Annotated in this window: 26 protein-coding genes; 12 read left to right on the forward strand and 14 right to left on the reverse strand. The window is 69.4% G+C overall.

All coding sequences use genetic code 11. The annotated features are described in order from the left end of the window. Positions 1-76: 76 nt before the first annotated feature. Positions 77-775: an ABC transporter ATP-binding protein gene (locus ACMV5O_RS09420; RefSeq protein WP_416163205.1), complete on the forward strand. Its 699-nt coding sequence runs from the start codon at positions 77-79 to the stop codon at positions 773-775. Then, positions 759-3,272 (forward strand): ABC transporter permease, encoded by a 2,514-nt coding sequence (locus ACMV5O_RS09425; protein ID WP_416163206.1) that lies wholly within the window; start codon positions 759-761, stop codon positions 3,270-3,272. The genes ACMV5O_RS09420 and ACMV5O_RS09425 overlap by 17 nt, the downstream gene beginning before the upstream one ends. A 168-nt stretch (positions 3,273-3,440) precedes the next feature. On the opposite strand, the gene ACMV5O_RS09430 is transcribed toward ACMV5O_RS09425, so the two are convergent. From ACMV5O_RS09430 to ACMV5O_RS09440, 3 genes are all read right to left on the reverse strand, one after another. Next, positions 3,441-3,887 carry a hypothetical protein gene (locus tag ACMV5O_RS09430; protein WP_324540644.1) on the reverse strand — a complete coding sequence of 149 codons (447 nt, stop codon included), beginning with the start codon at positions 3,885-3,887 and terminating at the stop codon, positions 3,441-3,443. 128 nt (positions 3,888-4,015) lie between these two features. Then, entirely contained in the window at positions 4,016-4,543 is a 528-nt protein-coding gene (locus ACMV5O_RS09435) for a hypothetical protein (RefSeq protein WP_416163207.1), read from the reverse strand. 273 nt (positions 4,544-4,816) lie between these two features. Beyond that, positions 4,817-6,643, reverse strand: coding sequence for a winged helix-turn-helix domain-containing tetratricopeptide repeat protein (locus ACMV5O_RS09440; RefSeq protein ID WP_416163208.1), 1,827 nt, complete (start codon positions 6,641-6,643; stop codon positions 4,817-4,819). Between the two features lie 325 nt (positions 6,644-6,968). Here ACMV5O_RS09440 and ACMV5O_RS09445 point away from each other — a divergent pair, with 325 nt between their 5' ends. The 4 genes from ACMV5O_RS09445 to ACMV5O_RS09460 all read left to right on the forward strand — a co-directional run bounded on the left by ACMV5O_RS09445 (position 6,969) and on the right by ACMV5O_RS09460 (position 12,102). Then, positions 6,969-7,553: a TetR/AcrR family transcriptional regulator gene (locus tag ACMV5O_RS09445; protein WP_416163209.1), complete on the forward strand. Its 585-nt coding sequence runs from the start codon at positions 6,969-6,971 to the stop codon at positions 7,551-7,553. A 143-nt stretch (positions 7,554-7,696) separates the two neighbouring features. Beyond that, positions 7,697-8,854, forward strand: a complete 1,158-nt coding sequence (locus tag ACMV5O_RS09450) for an iron-containing alcohol dehydrogenase (RefSeq protein ID WP_416163210.1) — start codon at positions 7,697-7,699, stop codon at positions 8,852-8,854. Positions 8,855-8,894: 40 nt separating this feature from the next. Continuing rightward, on the forward strand, positions 8,895-9,992 hold the full coding sequence (locus tag ACMV5O_RS09455; protein WP_416163211.1) for an NADH:flavin oxidoreductase/NADH oxidase: 1,098 nt from the start codon (positions 8,895-8,897) through the stop codon (positions 9,990-9,992). Between the two features lie 91 nt (positions 9,993-10,083). Continuing rightward, positions 10,084-12,102 carry an FAD-dependent oxidoreductase gene (locus ACMV5O_RS09460; protein WP_416163212.1) on the forward strand — a complete coding sequence of 673 codons (2,019 nt, stop codon included), beginning with the start codon at positions 10,084-10,086 and terminating at the stop codon, positions 12,100-12,102. Positions 12,103-12,153: 51 nt separating this feature from the next. Here the strand turns inward: ACMV5O_RS09460 and ACMV5O_RS09465 are convergent, their stop codons facing one another. The 6 genes from ACMV5O_RS09465 to mltG all read right to left on the reverse strand — a co-directional run bounded on the left by ACMV5O_RS09465 (position 12,154) and on the right by mltG (position 16,900). Continuing rightward, on the reverse strand, positions 12,154-12,882 hold the full coding sequence (locus ACMV5O_RS09465) for an ankyrin repeat domain-containing protein (protein WP_416163213.1): 729 nt from the start codon (positions 12,880-12,882) through the stop codon (positions 12,154-12,156). Beyond that, positions 12,863-13,639, reverse strand: a complete 777-nt coding sequence (locus ACMV5O_RS09470) for a TatD family hydrolase (RefSeq protein ID WP_416163214.1) — start codon at positions 13,637-13,639, stop codon at positions 12,863-12,865. Before ACMV5O_RS09470 ends, ACMV5O_RS09465 begins: the two co-directional genes overlap by 20 nt. Before the next feature lie 123 nt (positions 13,640-13,762). After that, on the reverse strand, positions 13,763-14,128 hold the full coding sequence (locus tag ACMV5O_RS09475) for a PilZ domain-containing protein (RefSeq protein WP_324540626.1): 366 nt from the start codon (positions 14,126-14,128) through the stop codon (positions 13,763-13,765). Continuing rightward, on the reverse strand, positions 14,125-15,201 hold the full coding sequence (gene holB / locus ACMV5O_RS09480) for a DNA polymerase III subunit delta' (RefSeq protein ID WP_416163215.1): 1,077 nt from the start codon (positions 15,199-15,201) through the stop codon (positions 14,125-14,127). The genes ACMV5O_RS09475 and holB overlap by 4 nt, the downstream gene beginning before the upstream one ends. Beyond that, positions 15,198-15,857 (reverse strand): dTMP kinase, encoded by a 660-nt coding sequence (gene tmk, locus ACMV5O_RS09485; protein ID WP_416163216.1) that lies wholly within the window; start codon positions 15,855-15,857, stop codon positions 15,198-15,200. Before tmk ends, holB begins: the two co-directional genes overlap by 4 nt. A 38-nt stretch (positions 15,858-15,895) precedes the next feature. After that, entirely contained in the window at positions 15,896-16,900 is a 1,005-nt protein-coding gene (gene mltG / locus ACMV5O_RS09490; RefSeq protein WP_416163217.1) for an endolytic transglycosylase MltG, read from the reverse strand. Positions 16,901-17,147: 247 nt separating this feature from the next. Between mltG and ACMV5O_RS09495 the strand changes: the two genes are divergently transcribed. Continuing rightward, positions 17,148-18,179 (forward strand): YgfZ/GcvT domain-containing protein, encoded by a 1,032-nt coding sequence (locus ACMV5O_RS09495; protein ID WP_416163218.1) that lies wholly within the window; start codon positions 17,148-17,150, stop codon positions 18,177-18,179. A gap of 18 nt (positions 18,180-18,197) precedes the next feature. Further along, positions 18,198-19,004: an NRDE family protein gene (locus ACMV5O_RS09500; protein WP_416163219.1), complete on the forward strand. Its 807-nt coding sequence runs from the start codon at positions 18,198-18,200 to the stop codon at positions 19,002-19,004. Here the strand turns inward: ACMV5O_RS09500 and ACMV5O_RS09505 are convergent. From ACMV5O_RS09505 to tadA, 4 genes are read right to left on the reverse strand one after another with little or no spacing between them, the layout of a single operon-like run. Next, complete coding sequence (locus tag ACMV5O_RS09505; RefSeq protein ID WP_416163220.1) at positions 18,970-19,749, reverse strand: methyltransferase domain-containing protein; 780 nt, start codon at positions 19,747-19,749, stop codon at positions 18,970-18,972. The two genes, ACMV5O_RS09500 and ACMV5O_RS09505, sit on opposite strands and share 35 nt — an antisense overlap. Continuing rightward, on the reverse strand, positions 19,742-20,200 hold the full coding sequence (locus tag ACMV5O_RS09510; protein ID WP_416163221.1) for a GNAT family N-acetyltransferase: 459 nt from the start codon (positions 20,198-20,200) through the stop codon (positions 19,742-19,744). Before ACMV5O_RS09510 ends, ACMV5O_RS09505 begins: the two co-directional genes overlap by 8 nt. Continuing rightward, complete coding sequence (locus ACMV5O_RS09515; protein WP_416163222.1) at positions 20,197-20,676, reverse strand: L,D-transpeptidase family protein; 480 nt, start codon at positions 20,674-20,676, stop codon at positions 20,197-20,199. Before ACMV5O_RS09515 ends, ACMV5O_RS09510 begins: the two co-directional genes overlap by 4 nt. Next, positions 20,677-21,141 (reverse strand): tRNA adenosine(34) deaminase TadA, encoded by a 465-nt coding sequence (tadA, locus tag ACMV5O_RS09520; protein WP_416163223.1) that lies wholly within the window; start codon positions 21,139-21,141, stop codon positions 20,677-20,679. It abuts the gene before it with no gap. Positions 21,142-21,335: 194 nt separating this feature from the next. Here tadA and xpt point away from each other — a divergent pair, with 194 nt between their 5' ends. Further along, a complete protein-coding gene (gene xpt / locus ACMV5O_RS09525) occupies positions 21,336-21,941 on the forward strand; it encodes a xanthine phosphoribosyltransferase (protein ID WP_416163224.1) in 606 nt (201 codons plus the stop codon). A 123-nt stretch (positions 21,942-22,064) separates the two neighbouring features. After that, positions 22,065-22,925: an HDOD domain-containing protein gene (locus ACMV5O_RS09530; RefSeq protein ID WP_416163225.1), complete on the forward strand. Its 861-nt coding sequence runs from the start codon at positions 22,065-22,067 to the stop codon at positions 22,923-22,925. A 23-nt stretch (positions 22,926-22,948) separates the two neighbouring features. Here the strand turns inward: ACMV5O_RS09530 and ACMV5O_RS09535 are convergent, their stop codons facing one another. Continuing rightward, positions 22,949-23,899 carry an alpha/beta hydrolase gene (locus ACMV5O_RS09535; RefSeq protein WP_416163226.1) on the reverse strand — a complete coding sequence of 317 codons (951 nt, stop codon included), beginning with the start codon at positions 23,897-23,899 and terminating at the stop codon, positions 22,949-22,951. A gap of 139 nt (positions 23,900-24,038) precedes the next feature. Between ACMV5O_RS09535 and ppk2 the strand changes: the two genes are divergently transcribed. Further along, positions 24,039-25,226, forward strand: a complete 1,188-nt coding sequence (gene ppk2 / locus ACMV5O_RS09540) for a polyphosphate kinase 2 (RefSeq protein ID WP_416163227.1) — start codon at positions 24,039-24,041, stop codon at positions 25,224-25,226. Positions 25,227-25,360: 134 nt separating this feature from the next. Continuing rightward, a complete protein-coding gene (locus ACMV5O_RS09545) occupies positions 25,361-25,549 on the forward strand; it encodes a hypothetical protein (RefSeq protein ID WP_416163228.1) in 189 nt (62 codons plus the stop codon). Positions 25,550-25,554: the final 5 nt, after the last annotated feature.

A 25,554-nucleotide genomic window follows, 5' to 3' on the forward strand; every position in this document is an offset into this window, starting at 1 on the left:
CACCGGACGTGATCGACCGGCAGAACTCCAGTCGCCTCCCGCAGTCCTCTTGACTCTGTGACGACACGAGCCCGCCATGGTCCGCCTGAATCAACTCAGCATGCATTACACGCTGGGCGACAGCCGCATCGACATCCTGCGCGAAGTCGACCTGGAGATCGCCGCCGGCGAGCGCGTCGCGATTGCCGGCCCATCGGGGACAGGGAAGACCTCGCTGCTGCTGCTGCTGGCCGGACTCGAACGGCCCGCAAGCGGGTCGGTGGCGGTCGACGGACAGGCGCTGGAGACACTCGACCGCGACCAGCTCGCCGACCTGCGCCGCGACCACATGGGCATCGTTTTCCAGTCCTTCCACCTGGTGCCGAGCCTGACTGCGCTCGACAACGCGGCGCTGCCGCTCGAGATCGCCGGCCGCCGCGACGCCCGCGAGCGCGCGCGTGCCCTCCTCGACAGGATTGGCCTCGGCGCGCGCCTGGATCACTATCCCGGTCAGTTGTCCGGGGGCGAGCAGCAGCGGGTGGCGATTGCCCGCGCGCTGGTCCACCAACCCAAGCTGGTCCTGGCCGATGAGCCGACGGGCAACCTCGACGATCGCACCGGCGCGGCCATCGGCGAGCTGCTGCTGCATCTGAATGCCGAGTCGAACACCACCCTCGTCCTGGTCACGCACGACATGGCCTTCGCCCGCCGCTGCGACCGCGTGCTGCGCCTGTCCGGCGGTCGCCTGGCCGAGCTGCAGTCCGAACAGGAGCCCTCCCATGCGCAGCCTGCTTAGCCTGGCGTGGCGGGACCTGCGCGGCAGCGGGCGCACGTTGTGGGTGTTCTGCGCCTGCCTGATGCTGGGCGTGGCCCTGATCGCGGCCAGCGGCGGCCTGTACCGTCAGGTCAGTGCCAGCCTGCTGGCCGACACGCGTGCCCTGTTCGGCGGCGATGTGGAGCTGCGCACGCGTGCGCCGCTCGCCGACGAGGTGCGGACCTGGGTCGAGTCACGCGGCACGGTCTCGCGGCTGGTCGAAGTGCGCACCATGTTGATGAGCGCGGCCGAAGACACGCACCTCGTCGAACTCCAGAGCATCGATGAGCGCTACCCCTTGTACGGCGAGCTGCTGCTCGACCCGCCGCAATCGATCGCCGAGGCGACCGCGGCCGTTGCCGGCCGGCATGGCGTGGCGCTCGATCCGGTGCTCGCCGGGCGGATGGGGCTTAAGGTCGGCGACCTCGTCGAACTGGGGGCGATCGCACTCGAGGTGCGCGCACTCACCGTCCGCCAGCCGGACCGCAGCCTGCGCGCAGACTGGAGCGGGCCGCCGGTCCTCATCTCGACCGCGGCGCTGACCGAGACCGCCCTGCTGCAACCCGGCAGCCGCCCTGCGTTTCGCTATCGCGTGCGCACCGAGCTCGATCCGCAGGCCTGGCGCGAGGCCTTCATGGCGGCCTTTCCCGATCACGAGGCCGAGGTCCGCACCTTCATCGAGCGCAACGCACGGCTGGGCGAGGTGCTCGGACAGATCGGCTCGGGCGTGCTCCTGATCGGCTTCAGCGCACTCTTCATCGGCGGCATGGGCGTGTTCAACAGTGTGCAGGCCTACCTGCAGGGCAAGCTCGGCACCCTGGCCACGCTGCGCGCGCTCGGCCTGCGAGACGGCCGGCTCGCGGCCGTGTATCTGCTGCAGATCCTGATCCTGGCCGGCGCCTCCGCCCTGGCAGGCGCCGTTCTGGGCGGCGCGCTGGCGCTGGTCGGCACGGCCATGGCCGGCGAGCGCCTGCCGGTGGCGGCCGACGGCCGCCTCCTGCTCGGCCCGCTCCTGCTGGCCTGGGCGTGCGGCGTGGCGATCGCACTGCTGTTCGCCCTGCCTGCCCTCGGGCGTGCCCTCACGGTGAGCCCGGCGGCCCTGTTCCGGGGCGCACTCGGCAGCGGGACCCCCATCCCGGCCAAGGCCTGGTGGCTCACGATCCTGTGCGCGACGATCACCGTCGTCCTGATGCTGACGGTGATGCCCGACCGCATGTTCGGGCTCGTCTTCATCCTCGCCCTGCTACTGGTGATCGGCCTGCTCGAGGGCCTGGTGCGCCTGTTGCAAAAGACGGCCCGCCGTGCCGCCGATCATCCTCGCCTGGCCGGGCGCTTTGCATTGCGGATCGCCCTGTCCGGCCTCTACCGGCCGGACTCGGCGCTGCGGCCGACCCTGCTGTCGCTCGGCTCCGCGCTCACCCTGCTGGTCGCCTCCACGCTGGTCGTGCACGCCTTGCTGCTGACCATCGAGGAGACGGTGCCCGAGCGCGCACCGGCGCTGGTGTTCTACGACATCGAGGCGACGCGGAAGGCCGACTTCGAAGCCCTGGTCAGGGCCGCGCCGAGCCTGACTCAGCTCGAGCTCGCGCCCCTGGTGCTCGGCCGGCTGGTGGGCGTCGGGGAGGAATCCCTGCGCGACAGCGCCGATGTCCGGCGGCGGATCGAGGCGCGCGACGAGCACAAGATGAGCGCCCTGCAGAACAACTTCGACCAGGTCGTCGTCACGCGCGGCCAGTGGTGGCCGGCGGGCTACCAGGGGCCGCCGCAGGTCGCGATGGAAGACCGTGAGGCCGACCAGCTCGGGCTGCGGCTTGGCGACCTGCTCGAGTTCGAGATCCACGGCCAGCGCATCAGCGCCGAGCTGGTCGCGATCTACGCGCAGAAGCGCCTGCAGTCGCGCCTGTGGCTCGAGGCCATCTTCTCGGACGGCGTGCTCGACCCCTTCATCACGCGCTACGTCGGCCTGGCCTACATGGACGCCGCCGAGGCCGTCGCCACCCAGAACCGGATCGCTTCGGTCCAGCCCAGCGTGGTCACGGTGCGCACCTCGATGCTGCTCGATGAGGCCCGTGCCATCCTCAGCCGCGCCGCGGCCGCACTTGCCGCCGTTGGTGCAATCACGCTGCTCTCAAGCCTTCTGGTCCTGGTCAGCGTGGTCACGGCGAGCCGGGTGCGGCAGATCTATCTGGCAACCGTGCTGTACACCCTGGGCGCGCGCGTCTCCGCGATCGAGCATGCCTTGCGCCTCGAATACCTGCTGCTGGCCGGGGTGACGACGGTGTTCGCCGCCGGGACGGGCGGCGCACTGGCAAGCCTGCTCCTGCAATACCGCCTGGAGCTTGATCTCGGCAACGCGTGGTGGATTGGCGGCCTAGTGGCAGTCGTGGTCAGTGGCGTTGCATTGGGCCAGGGGGCCCGGTACCTGATGCGACAGCTACGTTCGTCGCCAGCCAGTTTGCTGAGAGGGCTCAATCCCTGACGACTCGCCTTATCGTCGGCTGGCTGCACGACCTCTCGTTACCGCGCCGTTCGCATTCTCAAGCGCAACATCACTGTCTCATCATGCGAACCCGATCAGGCCGGGCGGCCGAACGGCGGTGATCAGCCCGACGTGTTCGGTGCGCGCACCGGACTTCAGGACCATCGGTCAGGGCGACGGAATGCCGGACTCCGATCGGGACCTGCCAGGCAAGCCCGCGCCCCCAGGTGCGCCCCGGTCTCCGAGGCTCCATGTGCTCGCTGGCGGCCGCGCGTCGGCGCAAACGCTGCCCTCGGCACGGCTGCGGAAGTAGCGATACAGCTCGTCGATCATCTCCGCAATCAGCACGTTGCTCCGATAGCCCGGCATCCCGCGAGGCGCATCGCCCGCCAGCACGATGTGATCGAATTGCTCGCGACCCTGGGCGCGGACATAGTCGATGATCGAGGGCGCGGCGAGCCCGGTGTAGTGCTTGCCGTGACAACGCGCGCAATCGACGATACGCAGGGTTTGCCAGGCTGTGGCTAGTCCGGGGTCTTCCGCCAGCGCCGTGGCGCAGTCAGGGCGGTCCCCCGCGTGCGCGGCGATGGATAGCGCCAGCGCGATCGTCGGCAAGAGCCGTCCTCGCCAGGCGCGGGACGCCGCGCCCGACCGCTCGTCGACGGCCGGGAACGCCCGCATACCGGGCACCAGGAGCGCGCGTTGAACGCAATCGACCGCCGGGGGTGGCCCGCGAGACATGGCTACTCTCGTGCCCTGGCGTCCTGCCCGGCCGCCACAGGGGGGGCGCCCACGCGTCCGATGAACTCCCAGCTGGCGGTTTCGTGCATCCATCCGAACACAAAGCCGGTGGGTCCGTCCACGGTCACGCTCAATGGGTGCTCGACGAGCACTTGGTGCTCCGCCTCGAGCGCCTCGGGTATCTCGGTGTCGACATCGAGCGCGGTGGCGCCGACGCCCGGAGCCCCGGCGAATCGCCAGCCATTGCCGGACCTCAGGTCGAGGCGAAGTGCCTTGCCGTCCGGGCCCCGAACCGGAATGGACAACTGCGATGCAGCGTCCGAAGGCGTCGAGCACGTACACGCTGCGGATCTCAAGACCGCAGTCGATGCAGGCTCGTTGCCGGTGGCACCCGGCATCCAGGGATTGATCCACTGGCCTTGCAGCGTCCGCTCCATGCTCACATCGGCACAATCATCCCCGGCATGTGCGGGCAGCCCGAAGCTCAGGCTCAAGGCGGCCGCGAGGGCGGCGAACAAGATCGATTTCATGGTGACCTCCTGACTGACTGATGACACGTCCGCGATGGGCGGGCACGCGCTCCAGGGAGCGCCCATGTTCGCCACCTCGACAGGGCTGAGCATGGTGCGCAGCGGGTCGACGGCCGGACGAGCTGGTCGGAAGACCTTGTCCGGAGGCGGCCCGCTCGATGCGGCGCGCGATTCCAATATAGGGGTGAGGCCAGCGCGGCGGGACCGCCGGCAACCTTTATCGGGATTTCTTCGGCGAACGATCGCCGGGGTTTGGGGAGTCGTTCGTTCGGCTCAGTCGTCCGAAGCAAATCCGAGCGCTGCGGCCGCGCGAAGTCGGCGTTCCCTCAGCTCGGCGACGCCCCCGAGCGAGCTCAGGAACGCGACCTGGGGCAGCCCCGGATACGTGCTGAGCAGCGTTTTCGCTTCCTCGTAGGCTTCTTCGCTGCGGCCCAGCTCGAGCAGGGTCACGGCTCGGGTGATGCGGCATTGCAGGTATCGCGGCGCCCGCTGCAGGCAGTAGTCGGCGCTCGCCAGGGCCGCATCGAGATCGCCGACGCTCCAGCGGATGTTCGAGTTCCAGTAACTGATGTAGGTGGGCATGATCGGGTACAGGAGCAGTGCCCGGTCCATCGACGCCGCCCCTTCGTGCAGCCTGCCCGCTTCGACCTGCGCCTTCGCGAGCACGGCGCGATTGTCCGCATCGCCGGGCGCGAGCCGCACGGCAGTCTCGGCCGCAACGAGCGCCTCGGCCGGTCGACCGGTTGCGCCCAGTACGACGGACCGCGCCTGGTGGGCAATCGGCAGCACCGGATCGAGTTCGATGGCGCGGTTGACCTGGGCCAGCGCCTCGTCGAGCTGATTGCGCGACAGCTCGCCGGTGATGTGGAGCACGATATCGATCAGGTTCAGGTAACCCAGCACCGCCCACGCCGGGGCGTGCTGCGGGTCGAGGCGCAAGGCCTCGTGCAGGTCGGCGCGTGCAGCGCGATAGGCATCCGCGGTGAAGCGGTGCTTGCCGGCGTAGCCGCGCAGCGTGAGCCAGTAAACATCGAGGTTCGCCGCCGGGCGCGCCAGCGCCTTGCGCTGCTGCGTCGAGCGCATCGTCGCCGACAGGCTGCCGACGATGCGCTCGATCAGCTCGTGACGCTGCAGCGACAGTTGGGACACGTCGGCGGTGCTGTGACTCGTCCACACGATGCGCCCGTCGGCACCGTCAACCAGTTCGACCCGGATCGCGAGCGTGTCGCCGTCGCGGCGCACGACCCCGTCCACGAGGTAGCGCACGCCGAGCCTGGCGGCGATGTCCTGGATCGTCATCTGGGCGGGATCAAGCGTGAAGCTGGACCGACCGGACACCACCGGCAGGTCGACGTCACGCGCCAGGTCGCCAATCAACTCCTCCGCGAAGCTGGTCCCCAGGCCGCTGGGGTCACCGACTGGCTCGGTACGGAATGCCAGCACCGCCAGCGCAGGCCTGGCACCGAAGGCGTCGGTCTGTGCGGGGGGCGAGGCACGCCAGAAGACCGTGCCGGCCACGGCCAGAAGGACCAGGACAAGCCCCGCAGCGGCGACTCTGCCGATGAAGCGAACGCGCGCCGACACCGTCCGCGCCCCCCTCTCCGCCCTCTCCGCCCTCTCCGCCGTCTCCGCCCTCTCCGCCCTCTCCGCCCTCTCCGCCCTCTCCGCCCTCTCCGCCCTCTCCGCCCTCTCCGCCGTCTCCGCCGTCTCCGCCGTCTCCGCCGTCTCCAACGTGCCGCTCAACGACACCGTCTGCACCTCGGATCGCTGCGCGACGATGCGCTCGGCGACGGGCTCGGCATCGATCGAATAACCGCGCCGCGGAAGTGTGCGCAGCACCTCGTGCGCGCTGTCGCCCACGGCCCGCCGGATCTCGCTGATGCACTGAACGAGCGAGTCGTCGGTGACGACCACATTCGGCCACACCATCTGATGCAGTGTTTCGCGGGTCACGACCTCGTGATTGTGGGCGACCAGCAGTTCCAGCACCTTCAGGGCCTGAGCACGCAAGGCGACCGTTCGACCCGTCCCGTCCAGCAGCAGGCCGCGCGTCGAGTCGAAGACTGCCGAGCCGATGCGGTAGCGCGTCGATGCTTCCATGCTTCCCAACTCCTCCGGCCCACACATTCCCGGAATCGAGCAGGTCGGCGGCCTCGGTAATGAAGCCAGGAACACTGCCCCCGCAGGATCGACCGTGATGTTCGACGGCCGCAGACCTCGCACCCCGAGCGCCTCACTTCACCCTAGCGGATGGCTGATTGCACGCAAGCGGAAATTGTCAGGCACCGAAGCTCGCTGTCCGGGCCTAGGCTCGCCGACCAGGAACGACCCGCCTTACCCGCCGGGCCTGTCCGCCAGCGCAGGCAAGGAAGGACTTCGGCCGCCATCTAGACGACCAGTCTATTCCTGCCTACACTGCCTGCCCATGACCGCCCGCCACACCGACACCCGCCAGCACATCCTCGCCACCGGCAAGCACATCATCGCGGCCAAGGGCTTCTCCTGCGTGGGCCTCGCCGAGCTGCTGCAGGCATCCGAAGTGCCCAAAGGCTCGTTCTATCACTACTTCAAGTCCAAGGAGCTCTTCGGCCAGGCGCTGCTCGAGGACTACTTCACCGACTACCTCGCCCAGCTCGACACGCTGCTGCAAACCCCGGGCCTGTCCGGGCGGGAGCGACTGCTGCGCTATTTCCAGCAGTGGCGCACGACCCAGGCGGACGAATGCGTCGAGCAGAAATGCCTGGTGGTCAAGCTCAGCGCCGAGGTCTCGGACCTGTCCGAGGCGATGCGGCTGACGCTGCGTGACGGCACCGAGCGTGTCATGGCGCGGCTTGCGCAGTGCGTGGCGGACGGTGTCGCGGACGGCTCGCTCGCGGCGGTCGAGCCCCTGCCGACGGCACGCACGCTCTACTCGCTGTGGCTGGGCGCGAACCTGCTGGCCAAGCTTCACCGCAACGCCGACCCGCTCGAGCAGGCATGGACGGCAAGCCTGCGCGTGCTGGCGGACTGATCCTGCAGCGAGCGCACCACAACGAAACCCGCAGGAACCGCGGTGCCGCATTCCGCCCTGTCGGACCGCCAGACGACCCATCCAATCGCAACGCATCCCCGTCCAGCCACTGTCGCCGGACGCCACGAACCAAGGACCTTCCCATGCTGAACTTCGACTTCTACAACCCTACCCGCGTCGTCTTCGGCGAAGGCACGATCGCCCGCCTGGACGAGTTGGTGCCCGCCGATGCGCGCGTGCTGGTGCTCTACGGCGGTGGCAGTGCCGAGCGCACCGGCACGCTGGCCGAGGTCCAGGCGGCGCTCGGGCAGCGCAGCGTGCAGCGCTTCGGCGGCATCGAGCCCAACCCGAGCTATGAGACGCTCATGAAGGCGGTCGAGCTGATCCATCGCGAGGGCATCGACTTCCTGCTCGCGGTGGGTGGCGGCTCGGTGATCGACGGCACCAAGTTCGTCGCCGCGGCGGTCAAGCACGCGGGCGACCCGTGGGAAATCCTGCAGACCCGGGGCAAGTGCGTCTCCAGCGCCCTGCCCTTCGGCTGCGTGCTGACCCTGCCCGCGACCGGCTCCGAGATGAACTGCGCCTCGGTCGTGACGCGCAAGTCCCTCAACGCCAAGCTCGGCTTCTTCAGCCGGCAGGTGTTCCCGCGCTTCTCGGTGCTCGACCCGGTGAAGACCTACACCCTGCCCCCGCGCCAGATCGCCAACGGCGTGGTCGACGCCTTTGTGCACGTCGCCGAGCAGTACCTCACCTATCCGGTGAACGCCGCCGTGCAGGACCGCTACGCCGAGAGCCTGCTGCAGACCCTGATCGAGCTCGGCCCGCGGGCGCTGGCCACGCCGCAGGACTACGACGTGCGCGCCAACCTGATGTGGGCGGCGACGCAGGCGCTGAGCGGCCCGGTCGGCGCCGGCGTGCCGCAGGACTGGGCGACCCACATGATCGGCCACGAGATCACCGCGCTGCACGGCCTGGACCACGCGCAGACGCTGGCCATCGTGCTACCCGCCCTGCTCGCCGAGCGCCGCGCGCCCAAGCGCGCCAAGCTGCTGCAGTACGCCGAGCGGGTGTGGAACATCCGCGACGGCGACGAGGACGCACGCATCGATGCCGCGATCGCGCGCACCCGTGAATTCTTCGAGTCGCTCGGCGTGAAGACGCGCCTCGCGGACTACGGCATCGGCGCCGACGCCATCGACGCGCTGGTCGCCCAGCTCGAGGCCCACGGCATGACCGCGCTCGGCGAACACCGCGACCTCGACCTCGCCACCAGCCGCCGCATCCTCGAAGCCTGCCTCTGAACCTCTCTCACTTCCCGAACACCCCACAAGGAAACCCCACATGACCGCACTTTTCGAGCCCCTCAAGCTCAAGGACATCACCCTGCGCAACCGCATCGCCGTGCCGCCGATGTGCCAGTACATGGCCACCGACGGCGTGGTCAATGACTGGCACCGCGTGCACTACCCCGCGATCGCGCGCGGCGGCGCCGGCCTGGTCATCGTCGAGGCCACCGCGGTGTCGCCCGAAGGCCGCATCACGCCCAACTGCACCGGCTTGTGGAACAACACCCAGGCCGAGGCGCTGGCGCCGATCGCCGCCTCGATCAAGGCGGCGGGTGCGGTGCCCGGCATCCAGATCGGCCACGCCGGCCGCAAGGCCAGCGCCAACCGGCCGTGGGAGGGCGACGACCACATCGCCGCCGACGATGCGCGCGGCTGGCAGACGATCTCGCCCTCGGCGACGGCCTTCGGCGCCAACCTGCCCAGGGTGCCGCGCGCGATGACGGTGGAAGACATCGCCCGCGTGCGCGCAGACTTCGTCGCCGCGGCGCGGCGCGCGCTCGAGGCCGGCTTCGAGTGGCTGGAGCTGCACTTCGCCCACGGTTACCTCGGCCAGAGCTTCTTCTCGGTGCACGCCAACCAGCGCAACGACGCCTATGGCGGCAGCTTCGACAACCGCAGCCGCTTCCTGCTCGAGACCCTGCAGGCGGTGCGCAAGGTGTGGCCGGAGCACCTGCCGCTGACGGCGCGCTTCGGCGTCATCGAATACGACGGCCGCGACGAGCAGACGCTGGCCGAATCCATCGAGCTCGCGCGCAACTTCAAGCGCGAGGGGCTGGACCTGCTCAGCGTCAGCGTCGGCTTCTCGACCCTCGAGGCCAGGGTGCCCTGGGGCCCTGCCTTCCTCGCCCCGATCGCCGAGCGCGTGCGGCGCGAGGCGGAATTGCCGGTGGCCGCGGCCTGGGGCATCGACAACCCGGCGATCGCCGACGCCTGCGTGCGCGACGGCCAGCTCGACCTGGTGATGGTGGGCCGCGCCCACCTCGCCAACCCGCACTGGCCGATGCAGACCGCACGCGCACTCGGCATCGAGCGTCCCACCTGGGTGCTGCCGGCGCCCTATGCGCACTGGCTGGAGCGCTATTCGGCGCGCTGATCGAGGCGCTTGACCGGCTCCTGCGGGGTACACTCCGCGGGGCCGGCGCACGCTGCGCCATGCCCAATCAAATAAGAACGCGAGCGAGACGATGCCCACCTACCCGAACCTGTTCCGCCCCCTGGATCTCGGTTTCACCACCCTGCCCAACCGCTTCCTGATGGGCTCGATGCACGTCGGCCTGGAAGAGGCCGAAGGGGGCTTCGAGCGCATGGCCGCCTTCTACGCCGAGCGCGTGCGCGGCGGCGTCGGGCTCATCGTGACCGGCGGCATCGCACCCAACGCCGAGGGGCGGCCGTGGAGCGGCGGCGCCACGCTGACCACACGGGAAGAAGCGGCGCACCACCGCGTGATCACCGATGCGGTGCATCGCGAAGGGGGCAGGATCGCGATGCAGATCCTGCACTTCGGCCGCTACGCCTATCACCGCGAGCTGGTCGCGCCCAGCCCGATCCAGGCGCCAATCGCGCCCTTCGCACCGCGCGAGCTGTCCCCCACCGACGTCGAGCGCACCATAGAAGACTTCGTGCGCTGCGCCGAGCTCGCCCGCGAAGGCGGCTACGACGGCGTCGAGATCATGGGTTCCGAGGGCTACCTGATCAACGAGTTCATCGTCGCCCACACCAACAAGCGCACGGACGAATGGGGCGGCGCCTACGCCAACCGCATCCGCTTCGCCACCGAGATCGTGCGCCGCACCCGCGAGCGCATCGGGCGCGACTTCATCATCATCTACCGGCTGTCGATGCTCGACCTGATCGAGGACGGCTCCAGCTTCGAGGAAGTGGTCCAGCTCGCGCAGGCGATCGAGGCCGCCGGCGCCACGCTGATCAACAGCGGCATTGGCTGGCACGAGGCGCGCATCCCCACCATCGCCACCTGCGTACCGCGCGCCGGCTTCGCCTGGGTGACGCAGAAGTTGAAGGACCATGTCGGCATCCCGCTGATCGCCACCAACCGCATCAACACGCCCGAGATCGCCGAGGCGCTGCTGGCCGAGGGCAAGGCCGACATGGTGTCGATGGCGCGGCCCTTCCTCGCCGACCCGGAGTTCATCAACAAGGCGGCAGAAGGCCGCGGCGCCGACATCAACACCTGCATCGCCTGCAACCAGGCCTGCCTGGACCACACCTTCGCCGGCAGGATCACCTCCTGCCTGGTGAACCCGCGCGCCTGCCACGAGACCGAACTGGTGATCGAGCCCACCAGGGCGCCGCGCAGCATCGCGGTGGTCGGTGCCGGCCCGGCGGGCCTGGCCTTTGCCACCACCGCTGCCGAACGCGGCCACCAGGTCACGCTGTTCGAGGCCGGCGCGCGCATCGGCGGGCAGTTCAACATCGCCATGCAGATCCCGGGCAAGGAAGAGTTCGCCGAGACCCTGCGCTACTTCGGCCGCCGCATCGAGCAGACGGGCGTCGCGCTGAAGCTGAACACCCGCGTCGGCGCCGCCGAGCTCGCCGGCCGCTTCGACGAGGTCGTGCTCGCCAGCGGCATCGTGCCGCGCATACCCGACATCGACGGGGTGGACCACCCCAAGGTGCTCGGCTACCTGGACGTGCTGCGCGACAGGAAGCCGGTCGGCCGCCGGGTGGCGATTCTCGGCGCCGGCGGAATCGGCTTCGACGTCGCGGAATACCTGAGCCACGAGGGCGTCAGCCCCAGCCTTGAGCCGGCGAAGTTCTATGCCGAATGGGGCATCGACGCCCGCTACGCGCGCCGCGGCGGCCTCATGAAGCCCCATCTGGAGACCGCGCCGCGCGAGATCGTGTTGCTGCAGCGCAAGACCAGCAAGGTTGGCGAAGGTCTGGGCAAGACCACCGGCTGGATCCACCGCACGGCACTGAAGAACCGTGGCGTGAAGATGATTGCCGGCGTCAGCTACCGCCGCATCGACGACGCCGGCCTGCATGTGACGATCGGCGGCAAGGACACGGTGCTGGCGGTCGACAACGTGATCCTGTGCACCGGCCAGGAGCCACAGCGGGCGCTGCAGGCCGCGCTGCTCGAAGCCGGCATGCGGGTGCACCTCATCGGTGGCGCCGACGTCGCCGCCGAGCTCGACGCCAAGCGCGCGATCAAGCAGGGCACCGAACTCGCCGCGCAGCTGTAGTCCGCCGCCTTGCCCCGCGCAGGCACGGCCTGCCGCGGGCGCAAGGCGCTTTCAGTCGATGGTGACCTTCATCGCTGGCGGGCGCAGGCCGCGGCGCTGGCGTTCGGCGGCGATGAGGTCGGCGATGTCCGTGTTGCGGTTCTGCGAGGCCCAGGCGTCGGCCGACAGGCCCGCCTCGTTGAGGGCATTGAGATCGGTCTGCGGCAGGGCGAGCAGGCGGCGCACCACCCCGACATGACCGTTGCGCGCGGCCAGCATCAGCGCCGTGGCCTGATTCGGCGCCGGCGCATTGACGTCGGCCCCCTTTGCGATCAAGGCCTCGAGCGCCGCCTCGCGCCCCTCGAAGGCCGCGTAATGCAGCGGCGCCCAGCCGTCATGATTCACCGCTGCCCCGGCCTTGAGCAGGACCTCGACCACCGCGTCGTGACCGCGCAGCACGGCGAGCATCAGCGCGGAGTCGCCGGCGAGGTTGCGATAGTCGAGGCGCACCCGGTACTGCAGCAGGGCTTCGACGGTGGCAAGCTGGCCTTCGCGCGCGGCCAGGATCAGCAAGGTGTTGCCGTTGGCGTCGACGGTATTGGGGTCGATGCCGCGATTGAGCAGACCGACGAGCTGGCGCGTGTCACCCAGGCGTGCCGAGCTCAGCGCGTCCTCGTAGCTGTTGGCGAACGCCGGGCTCGCCAACAGTCCGCAGGCGGCGACCAGGCCCGCCAGCAGGGCGCGGCGCGCAAGGGACAGGGAAAGCGGCGCGAGTCGGTTGTCAGGCAGGTCTTTGTGCATGGCGGAAGAGGCGGAAGAAGTTGTCGGTGCTGGCCTGCGCGATGCGCTCCAGCGGTTCGTCGCGCAGGCGGGCGATCTCCTCGGCCACATGCACGACCCATGCGGGTTCGTTGGTCCTGCCACGGTGCGGCACCGGGGCGAGATAGGGTGAGTCGGTCTCGATCAGCAGGCGATCGAGCGGCACGCGGCGCGCCACCTCCTTGAGCTCCTTGGCATTGCGGAAGGTGACGATGCCCGAGAACGAGATGTGGAAGCCCTGCTCCAGCGCCCCTTGCGCCACCTCCCAGCTCTCGGTGAAGCAGTGCATGACGCCGCCCGCCTCGCCCGCCCGCTCCTCGCGCATCAGGCGCAAGGTGTCCTCGGCGGCGCTGCGGGTATGGATGATGAGCGGCTTGCCGGTCTCGCGCGCGGCGCGGATATGGGTGCGAAAACGCTCGCGCTGCCACTCGGGTGCATCCTTCTGCCAGTAGTAGTCGAGCCCGGTCTCGCCGATCGCGACCACCTTGGGATGATCGGCGAGCGCGACCAGGCGGGCCACGTCCGGCTCCTCGACGCCATCGTTGTCGGGGTGCACGCCGACCGAGGCCCACAGGTGAGCATGGCGTTCGGCCAGGCTGCGCACGCGCGGGAAATCCTCGAGCTTGACGCTGATGCACAGCGCGCAGCCAACGGCATTGCGCGCCATGTTGGCGAGCACTTCGTCCTCGCGGCTGGCGAGGTCGGGGAAATCGAGGTGACAGTGGGAATCAACGAACATTGCTGCGCTTGAACCAGTGGCTCCGACCGACGGCTGCGGGAATCAAGCAGACGGAACGGGCCAGACGGAATGAATGAAGGGTCAGAGGGGGCGGGTCAGGGAGTATGGGTCAGCGGGGATGGCTCAAAGGGTATGCGTCGGCCGGTTCGAGCCGAGGTGGCCGGCGAGGATCTGCTCGATGCGCCCGCGCAGCACCTTGCTCGATTCGTCGGCCGAGAAATGCACGCCGATCCCCTGCGTCTTGCCCCCCTGTGCGCCGTGCGGCGTGACCCACACCACCGTACCGGCGACCGGGTGGCGGGTGGCATCGTCCATCAACTGCAGCAGCATGAAGACCTCGTCGCCCAGCTTGTAGTTCTTGGGCGTGGGCACGAAGATGCCGCCGTTGCTCAGGAAGGACATGTAGGCCGCATAGAGCGCGGACTTCGAGTTGATGTTGAGCGACAGCACGCTGGGGCGCACCGACGCGGGTCTGGCAGTGTCGTTCATCCTCGTGCTCCGGCAGTGGCGCGGGCATAGCGCATCAACATGTCCTCGAGAACCAGGCGCAGGTTGAGCGGATGGCGGGAGACCTTGCGAATCTGGGCGAGTTCATTGTAGCAGCCGCTCGCCGCGGCCACGCTCATGCGGCTGGCCAGCGCCGACAGCACGCCCTCCTGCGCCGGGAAGAAGCGCACTTGCCCCCCCAGGCGCAGGGCGGCGAGATCGCTGACCCAGCGCTGCATCCAGTCGCACAACTCTGGCAGGCCGAAACCGGCCGCAAGCGCCTCCTTCGACTTCAGCCAGCTCTCCCACTGCGCCGCGAGCTTGAGCACCTCGGCCGGCTGCAGGCCGCCGAGGTCGCGCACGAAGCGCGCCAGCAAGGCGCCGCCGCCAGCCAGGGCGAGGCGTTCGGCCGCCAGCGGCATGCCGCCGCCGAGGGCGAGCAGCGCCTGCACATCGGCATCGCTGTGCGCCTTCCAGTGCGCCAGCGCGCCCTCGTCGGGACGGCCGAACGGCCACTGCTGGCAGCGGCTGCGGATGGTCGGCAGCAGCCGGCGCGGCGCCGACGACACGAGCAGGAAGACGCAACCGGCCGGCGGCTCCTCGAGAAGCTTGAGCAGCGCATTGGCGGTGAACACGTTCATCGCTTCGGCGGGGTCGAGCACGACCACGCGGCGTGCACTGTGGTGGCCGGTGACGCTCAGGGCCGCCTGCAGCTCACGGATCTGCTCGATCACGATCTGCTCGGACGCCGCCTTGCCGCCGGCTTCACGCGCGCCGCCGCTCCCACCCCCCTCTCCGCCCTCGCCTTCCGTGCGCTCGGCAGCCGCCGCCTCGGCGGCCGGCACCACGTGATACAGGTCGGGATGATTGCCGGCCAGGCGCCAGGCGCAGGGCTCGCACTGGCCGCAGGCATGGCCGTCGGCGCGCGGCGCATCGCACAGCAGGCGCGCGGCCAGCGCCTCGGCCAGCTCGCGCTTGCCCAGGCCGGCAGGACCCATGAAGAGCAAGGCGTGCGGTAGGCGCTCGCCGAGCTCGGTCAGGCGCGCCCAGGTCGGCTGCAGCCAGGGCTGGATCATGGAAAGAAGCGCTCGCACAGGATGCGCTCGATCTCGGCGCGGATGAGCGCGGGCGGGCGCGCCGCGTCGATGACGCAGATGCGCTGGGGCGCCGCTTGCGCACGCTCGAGGTAGGCGGCGCGCACGCGCTCGAAGAAGTCGCGCTGCTCGCGTTCGAAACGGTCGGGGTCGACGCCGGTCGAGGCGACACGCGCGGCCGCGACCGCGGGCGGGAGGTCGAAGAGCAGGGTCAGGTCTGGCTGCAGGCCCGGATGGACCCAGCGCTCGAGGGCATCGAACTTGGCCCGCGCCAGCCCGCGGCCGCCGACCTGATAGGCGAAGGTCGCATCCGAGAAGCGATCGCACACGACCCAGCGTCCGCCAGCCAGTGCCGGCTCGATACGGGTGGCCAGGTGCTCGCGCCGGGCCGCGAACATCAGCATCGCTTCGGTCTCGAGGTGCATGGTCTCGTGCAGGAGCAGTTCGCGCAGGCGCTCGCCGAGCGGCGTGCCGCCCGGCTCGCGCGACTGCTCGACGGCCAGGCCGCGGGCGCGCAGGAGCGCCACCACCGCCTCGATCTGGCTGCTCTTGCCGGCGCCATCGATGCCTTCGAAGGTGATGAAGCGCGCGCGCAAGGGCGCACGCCCTGCAGCAGGATCGAGCAGGGTGTCAGTCATGGGCTGGAGATCGGTGGGCAGGCGCGGCGGCATGAGGCTCATCGGCTGCCGCCGTTGCGGATGAAACGATTGACCGCGCGGTTGTGTTCGGCGAGGTCGCGCGAGAACTCGCTGCTGCCGTCGCCGCGCGAGACGAAGTAGAAGAATTCACTCTGGTCCGGCTGCAGCGCCGCGCGCAGCGAGGCCTCGCCCGGCATCGCGATCGGCGTCGGCGGCAAGCCCGCCCGCGTATAAGTGTTCCACGGGTGATCGGTGTCGAGGTGGATGCGACGCAAGCGACCGTCGAAGTCGGGTCCGAGGCCGTAGATCACGGTCGGATCGGTCTGCAGGCGCATGCCGATGCGCAGGCGGTTGGCGAACACCGAAGCCACCAGGCCACGGTCCTGCGGCCGACCGGTCTCCTTCTCGATGATCGAGGCAAGGATCAGCGCCTCGTAGGGCGAGGCCAGCGGCACCGCGGGATCGCGCTCGCTCCAGGCGCGCTCGAGCCGGGCCTGCATCGCCTCGTAGGCGCGCTGCAACAAGGCGAGCGCCCCCGAGCGCTTGTCGAACAGGTAGGTGTCAGGGAAGAACAGGCCTTCGAGGTGCTTCTCCGAAGCGCCGATGCGGGCAAGGATCTCGGCATCGGAAAGCCCTGCGCTGTCGGGCTCGAGGTCGGGGTGCGATTCAAGTGCTTGCCGCACCTGGCGGAACGTCCAGCCCTCGACCAGCAGCAACTCGCCCATGGTGACGTCACCACTGGAGAGCTTGAGGATGAGCTGCCAGGGCGTGAGGCCGGCGTGCACCTCGTAGCTGCCCGCCTTGATGCTGGTCGCCCGCCCGGTGATGCGCGCCAGCAGGGTGAGCAGCCGGGCGTCGACGCCGACCCCGGCACTTTCGATGAGCGTGGCCGCCTGGCGCATGCCGACACCGCGTGGCACGGTGAAATCGACGGTTTCCCCCTGCAGCGCGAGCGGACGATGCGCGTACCACGCGATGCTGCCGGCGGCGAGGGCGGCAAGCACGAGCAGCAGCAGGAAAAGGCGGAGGATGAGACGCTTCATCGACGCTTGCAACGGTGTAAAGGCCCTGTCGGCCGCAGGGGCGACCGGTGTGCGGCGGGCGCCTATAATACTGCATCGCGCAAGCAGCTCGGTGCGCGGGACCCTTCGCCGGGCCTCACCATGCAGCCTCGCACATGGCTTTTGCACCTGCCCTCATCCGATCCCGAGACCCCCACAACCGACAACCCGCCCCGACACCACCCGCCCCAACCCGCCTCCCGCTCCAACCCCACTCGACAACCGACCTATGACTGCCTGGACCGAACACCTCGCCCGCCTGGGCGCCAATCTGGCTGATGCCGCCCTGCACTTCTCCGCCCCGGCCAGCGAGGCGCGCGCCGCCGACGAAGCCACGATCGCCGTGCCGCTGCTGCACCTTGGCGTGATCCGCTCGGTGGGGCCGGACTCGGCCGAGTTCCTGCACAACCTGGTCTCCAACGACGTCAAGAAGCTCGCCGCCGACGCCGCCGAATGGAACAGTTTCAATTCGCCCAAGGGCCGCATGATCGCCAGCTTCCTGATGTGGGCGGAGGCCGAAGGCCATGCGATGGCGCTGTCGGCCGACATCCTGCCCGCCTTCCTCAAGAAGTTCTCGATGTACGTGCTGCGCAGCAAGGTCAAGCTGTCCGATGCCAGCGCGACGCTGGCGCTGGTCGGCGTGGCCGGCCCGGAAACTGCTGCCGCGCTGCAGGCGGCCGGCATCGAGCTGCCCGCCGCCGACATGCGGCAGACGGTGAATGCCGCCGGTGTGCGCTGCATCCGCCTCGACCCGCAGACGCATGTGCTGGCCGTGCCGGCCGAGTCGGCGCCGGCGGTGTACGACGCCCTGCTCGCCAAGGGCGCGGTCAAGGCGGGTACCGCGGCCTGGCAGTTGCGCATGATCCGCGCCGGACTGCCGCTGATCACCGCGCCCACGCAGGAAGAGTTCGTCGCCCAGATGCTGAACTACGAGCTGATCGGCGGCGTGAACTTCCACAAGGGTTGCTACCCGGGCCAGGAGATCGTCGCCCGCACGCAGTACCTCGGCAAGCTCAAGAAGCGCATGTACCGCGTCGCCCTGCCGGCCGGCGCCGCCGCCTCCCCCGGCATGGATGTGTATGCGCCCGACTTCGGCGAGCAGTCCGCCGGCAAGCTGGTGAATACCGCACCGACGGCCGATGGCGGCAGCGAGGCCCTGGCGGTGATCCAGTGCAGCAGCGCCGAGACCGGCAATCTGCATCTCGGCGCCCCCGACGGCCCGGCACTCGCGCTGTTGCCCCTGCCCTATGCGCTCGGCTGAAGCAAGGCGCCGGCGCGCATGTGCCTGATCGTCTTTGCGTGGCGGGCACACCCGGACTACCCGCTGGTGGTCGCGGCCAATCGCGACGAATTCCTCGCGCGGCCCGCAGTGCCGGCGCACTGGTGGACCGATGCGCCCCACCTGCTCGCCGGCCGCGACCTCGAGGCGGGCGGCAGCTGGATGGGGCTGGCGCGCACCGGCCGCTTCGCTGCCCTCACCAATTATCGCGACCCCAGCCGCCGCATCGAAGGCGCGCCCTCGCGCGGCGCGCTGGTGCGCGAGGCACTGAGTGCCGAAGCGGGCGGACACGAGGTGCTGCAGCAACTGGCCGGCACCAGCGAGCGCTACGCGGCCTTCAATCTGCTCGTCGGTGACGGAGACAGCCTCGGCGTGCTGGAGAGCACCACCGGCCGGGTGCGCATGCTGGCGCCGGGGGTGTATGGGCTCTCCAACCACCTGCTCGACAGCCCCTGGCCCAAGCTGCTGAAGGCACGCCAGGGCCTCGCCGAGGCGCTTCGTGCGCTGCCGGCCGGCACATCGGCAGCGCCGCAGCAGGAGGACGCCCTCAACGAGCGCCTGCTCAGCCTGCTGTGCGACCCCCGCCCCGCGCCCGACCCGCATCTGCCCGAGACCGGCGTCAGCCTGGAATGGGAGCGCTGGCTGTCACCGGCTTTCATCCGTGCGCCCGGTTACGGCACGCGCTGCAGCAGCGTGTTGCTGATCGGACAGGACGGTCGCGTGCGCTTCACCGAATGGACCTGGGACAGCCACGGCGAGCTGTACAGCGAGGTCAGCCACCGCTTCCACGTCGCACGCCGGGCATGAAGCGGCGCTGACGCACGAGACGCTCGTCGACGCGGCGCGCAATCGCGGCGAGGTCAAAGCCCTGGCCGGGGGCCAGCGCGCGGGCGCGTTCGAGCACTTCACTGCGCGTGGGCGGAAAGTGCCCGTCCTTGCTCGCGAAGCTGACGCGGTTGTCGCCGTCCTCGGCGCCGATCGCGAGCACCCGATCGTCGAAGGCGGCGCGCAGCCGCGCCGCATACACGGAGTAGCGCACATCGCCCGCCCAGTGGTTGGTCACCAGCACGCCGCCGGGGGCCAGCATGCGCCGGCAGTCGGCGTAGAAGGCGATGCTGCCGAGGCCCTCGGGCAGGCCTTCGGCAACGAAACCGTCCACCAGCAACACGTCGGCCGCCTCGGCGGTCTCGCGCACGAAATCCGCGCCATCGGCGCACACCACACGAAAGCGTTTGCTGTCCGGCGGTACGCCGAAGCGATCGCGCAAGGCGATGACCTCGGGGTTGATCTCCACCGCGGTGAAGCGCGTCTGCGGCAGGTGGCGCAGGCAGTACTTGGCCAGCGAACCGCCGCCAAGCCCGATCATGACGATGTGCTCCGGCGCCGGCCTGAACAACAGGAACCCCATCATCGCCCGCGTGTAATCGAGGGCGAGCAGGTCGGGCTCGGACAGCAGCATCACGCTCTGCACGGTCAGCCCGTCGAACTGCAGCGAGCGCAATCCGGCGTGCTCGGCGACGAACAGCCCGCTGCCCGCCTCGCCTTCAGCCATGCTTCCCCTCCATCGGGCCAATCGCGCGCCACATCGCGCGGTGCAGGATGCCGGCCTCGACGAAGGGCTCCCCCTCCTCGACGAAGCCGTGGCGACGATAAAAGCCCAGCGCCGGGACCTGGGCGTTGAGCACCACCCGCTCGAAGCCGCGCCGTACCGCCTCGGCGACCAGCGCCTCGAGCACGGCGCCGCCCACGCCGCGACCGCGCCAGCCGGCATCCACCGCCATGCGACCAATGTGGCCGTCGGGCAGCAGCCGGCCGGTGCCCACCACCCGGCCGTCGGGCCCGAAGGCGAGCGCATGGCGGCTCACCACGTCGAACGCGTCCAGTTCGATCTCGAGCGGTACCCTCTGCTCGCGCACGAACACCTGCGTACGCAGCGGCGTGGCGTAAGGCGCCGCGTGCGCCCAGTCGTGGATCTCGATGGCAGGAAGGCCGGTCGTGCTCATTCGTGGATCTCCACCGGTGTGCCGGCTGTGACCAGCGCGAAAAGCTCCATCACTTCGCGATTGCGCATGCGGATGCAGCCATGCGACAGCGGCACGCCCATCGGCTGGTCGTCGCCCGTGCCGTGGATGTAGATGTAGCGGCGCATCGAGTCGACGCTGCCACCGCGGTTGCGGCCGGGCTCGTCGCCGCAGAGCCAGAGGATGCGGCTGAGGACCCAGTCGCGCCCCGGGTGATCGGCGGCAAACTGCATGGACCAGACCTCCCCGGTCGGCCGCCGCCCGCGGAACACCGCCCCCCGTGGCGCCTCCGCGCCGATCTTGGCGCGGATGTGATGGCGGCCGCGCGGCGTGCACTCGCTGCCGTTCTGCTCTCCCGCACCCTTGGCGGCGGTGGACACGACGTAGCGCCGGATGCAGGCGCCATCGTCACCGAACAGCGACAGGCACTGCACAGCAAGATCGACACGAATGCGCATTCAGGCCACCAGGGTCCGGCCGCGACGCGCGGCAAAGAAATTCGACAGCACGCGTCCGCACTCCTCGGCGAGGACCCCGCCCTCGATGCGCGCATGGTGATTGAGGCGCGTCTCGGCAAACAGGTCGAGCACGCTGCCGGCGACGCCGGTCTTGGGGTCGCGGGCACCGAACACGACGCGGGCGATGCGCGCGTGCATGATCGCCCCCGAGCACATGACGCAGGGCTCGAGCGTGACGTACAGCTCGCAGCCCGGCAGCCGGTAGTTGCCCAGGCGCTCGGCAGCGTCGCGCAAGGCCATCACCTCGGCATGGGCGGTGGGGTCGTGGCGACGGATGGGCTGGTTGAAACCGCGACCGACGATCTCGCCATCGAGCACGACCACCGCACCCACCGGTACTTCGTCGCAGGCGCCGGCCTGGCGCGCCTGCTCGAGGGCGGCGCGCATGTAGTCTTCTTCGTTCATCAACTGGTCGTAAAGGCGCTTGGGTTGGAGGCCTCGATCGCCGGCGCGGAGTCCGTTGCCGGTGACCTCATCGAGGGCCGATTCTACCGGACGCCGCGCCCCGGGATTGGGCGCCTGCGTGATCTGCTTGCTGCGCTAGAATGGCGGCTCTCTGCCCTCGAGCCCCGGGGGCGCTTTTGTTTGCGGACCTGCGCATGAACGACGCCGACCTCGCCCTCCTCCGTCCCTACGCCCCGCTGGTGCGTCGCATCGAAGCCGAAGCGACGGTCATCGGCGACCAGATCCTCAAGATCGACCACTTCCTCAACCATCGCATCGAACCGGGCTTCATCACCGAGATGGGCCAGGAACTCGCGCGTCGGGTCGCCCACTTCAAGCCCAGCGTCATCCTCACCGCCGAAGCCAGCGGCATTGCCCCCGGGCTGGTCGTGGCCCAGGCGCTCGGCGTACCCCTGGTGTATGCGAAGAAGTACGCCCCTCAGGTCGAGTCACCGGCGATCTCCCGTGTGATCCCGTCGCCGACCAAAGGGGGCGAGACCAAGCTGGTGCTGTCGCAGCGCTACATCATGGGCAGCGATCGCGTCGTCATCGTGGACGACTTCCTGTCCAATGGCCGCACCGCCGTGGCGCTGATCGAGATGGCGCGCGAGGCCGGCGCCGAGGTGCTGTGCGCCAGCTTCATCGTCGAGAAGCGCTTCAAGCAGGGGCATGCGGCAATCGAGGCGCTTGGCGTGCCGGTCGCCACCCTGGCCCAGGTCGAGGGACTGGAGAACGGACGCGCGCGTCTGACCCAGCCCTGAACCGGAGCGCGACCGTGGGATATGCACGCCCCGGCCGATGGCGGGCCCGCTAGACTAGGCGCCGATCTCGCCCGCCGCGGCCTGAGCACACCGCCACCGAACTTCGCAGGAACCGACCCCGACATGGAAGAATTCGAAACGCAGACCGAGGCTTTCGCGCAGCAGATCGAGGAAGAACTGCGTGACGGGGTGTTGAGCTTCCCGACGGTGTTCGACCTGTCCCTGCGCATCAAGAAGCTCGCGGACGACCCCGAGAGTTCGCTGTCGGCCATTGCCCACGTGGTCAAGACCGAGCCGGTGCTGGCGGCCAAGGTCATCCGCATGGCCAACACCTTGCTGCTGAACCCCTACCGCGGCGAGATCAACAGCGTCGACGACGCCATTGGCCGCATCGGGCTATCCACCCTGCGCTGCCTGGCCTACGCGGTCGCCGCCGAACAGCTCGCGCGTGACCACCGCTCGCGCCAGATGCGCCTGGTCGCCACCGGCCTGTGGATGCACTCCATCGACGTCGCCGCCTGGGCCTACGCCTTTGCCCGCCACCTCAAGCGCGACACACCGGACGCGGCCCTGCTTGCGGGCCTGATGCTGAATGTCGGCCAGTTCTACCTGCTCGCCCGTGCCGCGCGCTATCCGGCGATCGAAGGCAACATGAACCGCTTCGCCGAGGTGGTCTCGCTGTGGGACGAGCCCGTGCGAAATGCCGTGATGGAGGCCTTCGACCTGCCCGAGCTCGTCGTGGACGCCTGCGCGGCCGACCCGACCGCGCACACCGAATGGCCGCCGGCCGCGCTCGGCGACGTCATCTTCATCGCCACCCTCGCGGCCGAGACCCCCAACCCCTTCGACACCCTGCTCGGTGTGCAGCGACGCCCCGAGCTGCTCGAGGCCAGCCTCGGCGACCTCGACCAGGACGCCTTTCGGGCGTTGATGACCGCGGCGCGTGAGATGCGCCAGGAGATGATCGCCGCCGTGTGCGGCTGAAGCCCCGCCGCAATCCGCAAGGCTCAGCCGGCGCCCGGCAGCAGATGGCGGCGCAGCGTTCGTGCCGCCATCTCGATCACCTCACCGGCCTCGGGGAAGACCTTGCCGAGGGTGAGAAAGCCATGCACCACGCCGGGAATCTCGACGTAGTCGACCACCCCACCCTCCGCGCGCACACGCTCTGCAAAGGCGGCGCAGTCATCGACGAGCGGATCGAACTCGGCGCTCACCAGCAGCATCGGCGGCAAGCCGGCCAGTGAGGCCGCGCGCATCGGCGAAGCCCGCCAGTCCTCGGTGTTGCCCTCCGGCAGGTAACGCGCGAAGAACCACTCGAGCGTGCCGCGATCGAGGAAGAAGCCGTCGGCATAGCGCTCGCGCGAGGCGCGCGTGCTGATGATCTCGGTGCTCGGGTAGATCAGCAACAGCATGCCGGGCTGGACCGCCTGGCCGCGCAACGCGAGCGCGGTGACGATGGACAGATTGCCACCTGCGCTGTCACCACCAAGGGCGATGGCCTCTGCGTCGATGGCCAGCAGGTCGGCCTGCTCGACGGCCCAATCGAAGGCGAACGCGGCATCGTTCACCGCCGCCGGAAAGGGATGCTCGGGCGCCAGCCGATACTCGACCGACAGCACCGCGCAGGCGGACGCATTCGCCAGTTGCCGGCACAGCACGTCATAACTGGGAACGTCGCCCACACACCAGCCGCCGCCATGAAAGTAGATCAGCAGCGGCAGGCGGTCCTCTGCATGGCTGGACAGCGGTCGGTACAGGCGGCCAAGCAGCGCGCTGCCATCGGGCCGCGCCATGGGCACCTCCAGCGTGGACGCCACCGGCGGCGGCTCGGGGCGAAACGCGAACTGGAGCTTGTGAAACGAGTGCCGCGCCTGGGCCTCGCCCAGGTCGTGAAAACGCGGCGCGCCGACACGATAGGCCATGTCGAGCAGGGAGCGGGCTTGGGGGGTCAGCGGCATGGAAGCAGGCGCGGCACGGCAGCCGCGGGTCCGGATGGCGAAAGAGGCGCAATTCTAGCGTTCATTGCCCGACAAACCTGCCACACCCGTGACCAGGCAGTGAGGAATAGAATGTCAAGATAGTAAGAGGAGGATTCACATGGACCAGAAGGACCCGGTGCACACCCCCGACAAATACGCCTCGGACAAGCCCGCCGCGTCCGCGCCGGCCAAACCCAGGCGCAGACCCTCGGTGCGCAAGGTCAGCGAGGGCGACACTGCGCCAGCGCTGACCAAGGCCGCAATCGAGGCGTTCGAGATCGAGCAGGCGACCGAAGCGGCAGAAGACTCGAAACTCACCGCGGTGACGGACATCCTGAAGACCGCCGTGCAGCGCGACCCGAAACAGGCCACGCGCGCGCTCGAGGCGATCCTTGCCGGGGCCTCGCCGGACGACATCCATGCATTGCGGCGCGCCCTGATGCGCGCCGACGGTGGCACGCCGGCAGCCGACGCCCACCCCGACGACGAGCTCGCCGAAGACTGGCGCCAGGGCGGCTACCCCTACCGCAACCTGATGTCGCGCAAGGCCTACGAGAAGCAGAAGTACCGCCTGCAGGTCGAACTGCTCAAGCTGCAGGCCTGGGTCAAGGAAACCGGCCAGCGCGTGGTGATCCTGTTCGAAGGCCGCGACGCGGCCGGCAAGGGCGGCACCATCAAGCGCTTCATGGAACACCTCAACCCGCGCGGCGCGCGCGTGGTCGCACTCGAGAAGCCCTCGGAACAGGAACGCGGCCAGTGGTATTTCCAGCGCTACATCCAGCACCTGCCCACCGCCGGCGAGATCGTGCTGTTCGACCGCTCGTGGTACAACCGCGCCGGTGTCGAGCGCGTGATGGGCTTCTGCTCGCCGGACGAGTACAACGAGTTCATGCGCCAGGTGCCGGAGTTCGAGCGCAACCTCGTGCGCAGCGGCATCCAGTTGATCAAGTTCTGGTTCTCGGTGAGCCGCGAGGAGCAGCGGCGCCGCTTCCAGGAGCGCGAATCGCATCCGCTCAAGCAGTGGAAGCTGTCGCCCATCGACCTCGCATCACTGGACAAGTGGGACGACTACACCAAGGCCAAGGAGGCCATGTTCTTCTACACCGACACCGCCGATTCGCCGTGGACGGTGGTGAAGTCGGACTGCAAGAAGCGCGCGCGTCTCAACGCCCTGCGTTACGTGCTGCACCGGCTGCCCTACACCAGCAAGGACCTCGACCGCATCGGCGCACTCGACCCCTTGCTGGTGGGCCGTGCGAACGTCGTCTATGAGCGTGGCGAGAAGGACGCGGTCGCGCTGCTCTAGAGCAAGCCTATCGCCATCGGCACGGCCATGGGGGTCGATGCGATCGCGGCTCCGGATCGGGGACCTCGATCGCCGACGGCCCCGCCGCCGTTCAGCGCCTAAAGTTTCGCCAGGGCCTGCCGTTCAAGCCGGACATGTTTAGCGCTGGAACGCAGCACGCCTCGAATCGACACCGGCCCGACCGCCCTCAGGCGGCGCCAGGCGGCGTCGTTCGCCGCCGCCTGGCCTGGGTCGCACTCGCGTTCTGGATCGCCTACAGCGGCGCGGTGCTGGGCTGGCATGCCCTCACCGCACCGCCCGCCGATGCGTGCATCGTGCGCTGAAACGG

Origin of the sequence: Thauera sp. WH-1 (assembly GCF_047806685.1) — a bacterium.
GTDB lineage: Bacteria > Pseudomonadota > Gammaproteobacteria > Burkholderiales > Rhodocyclaceae > Thauera.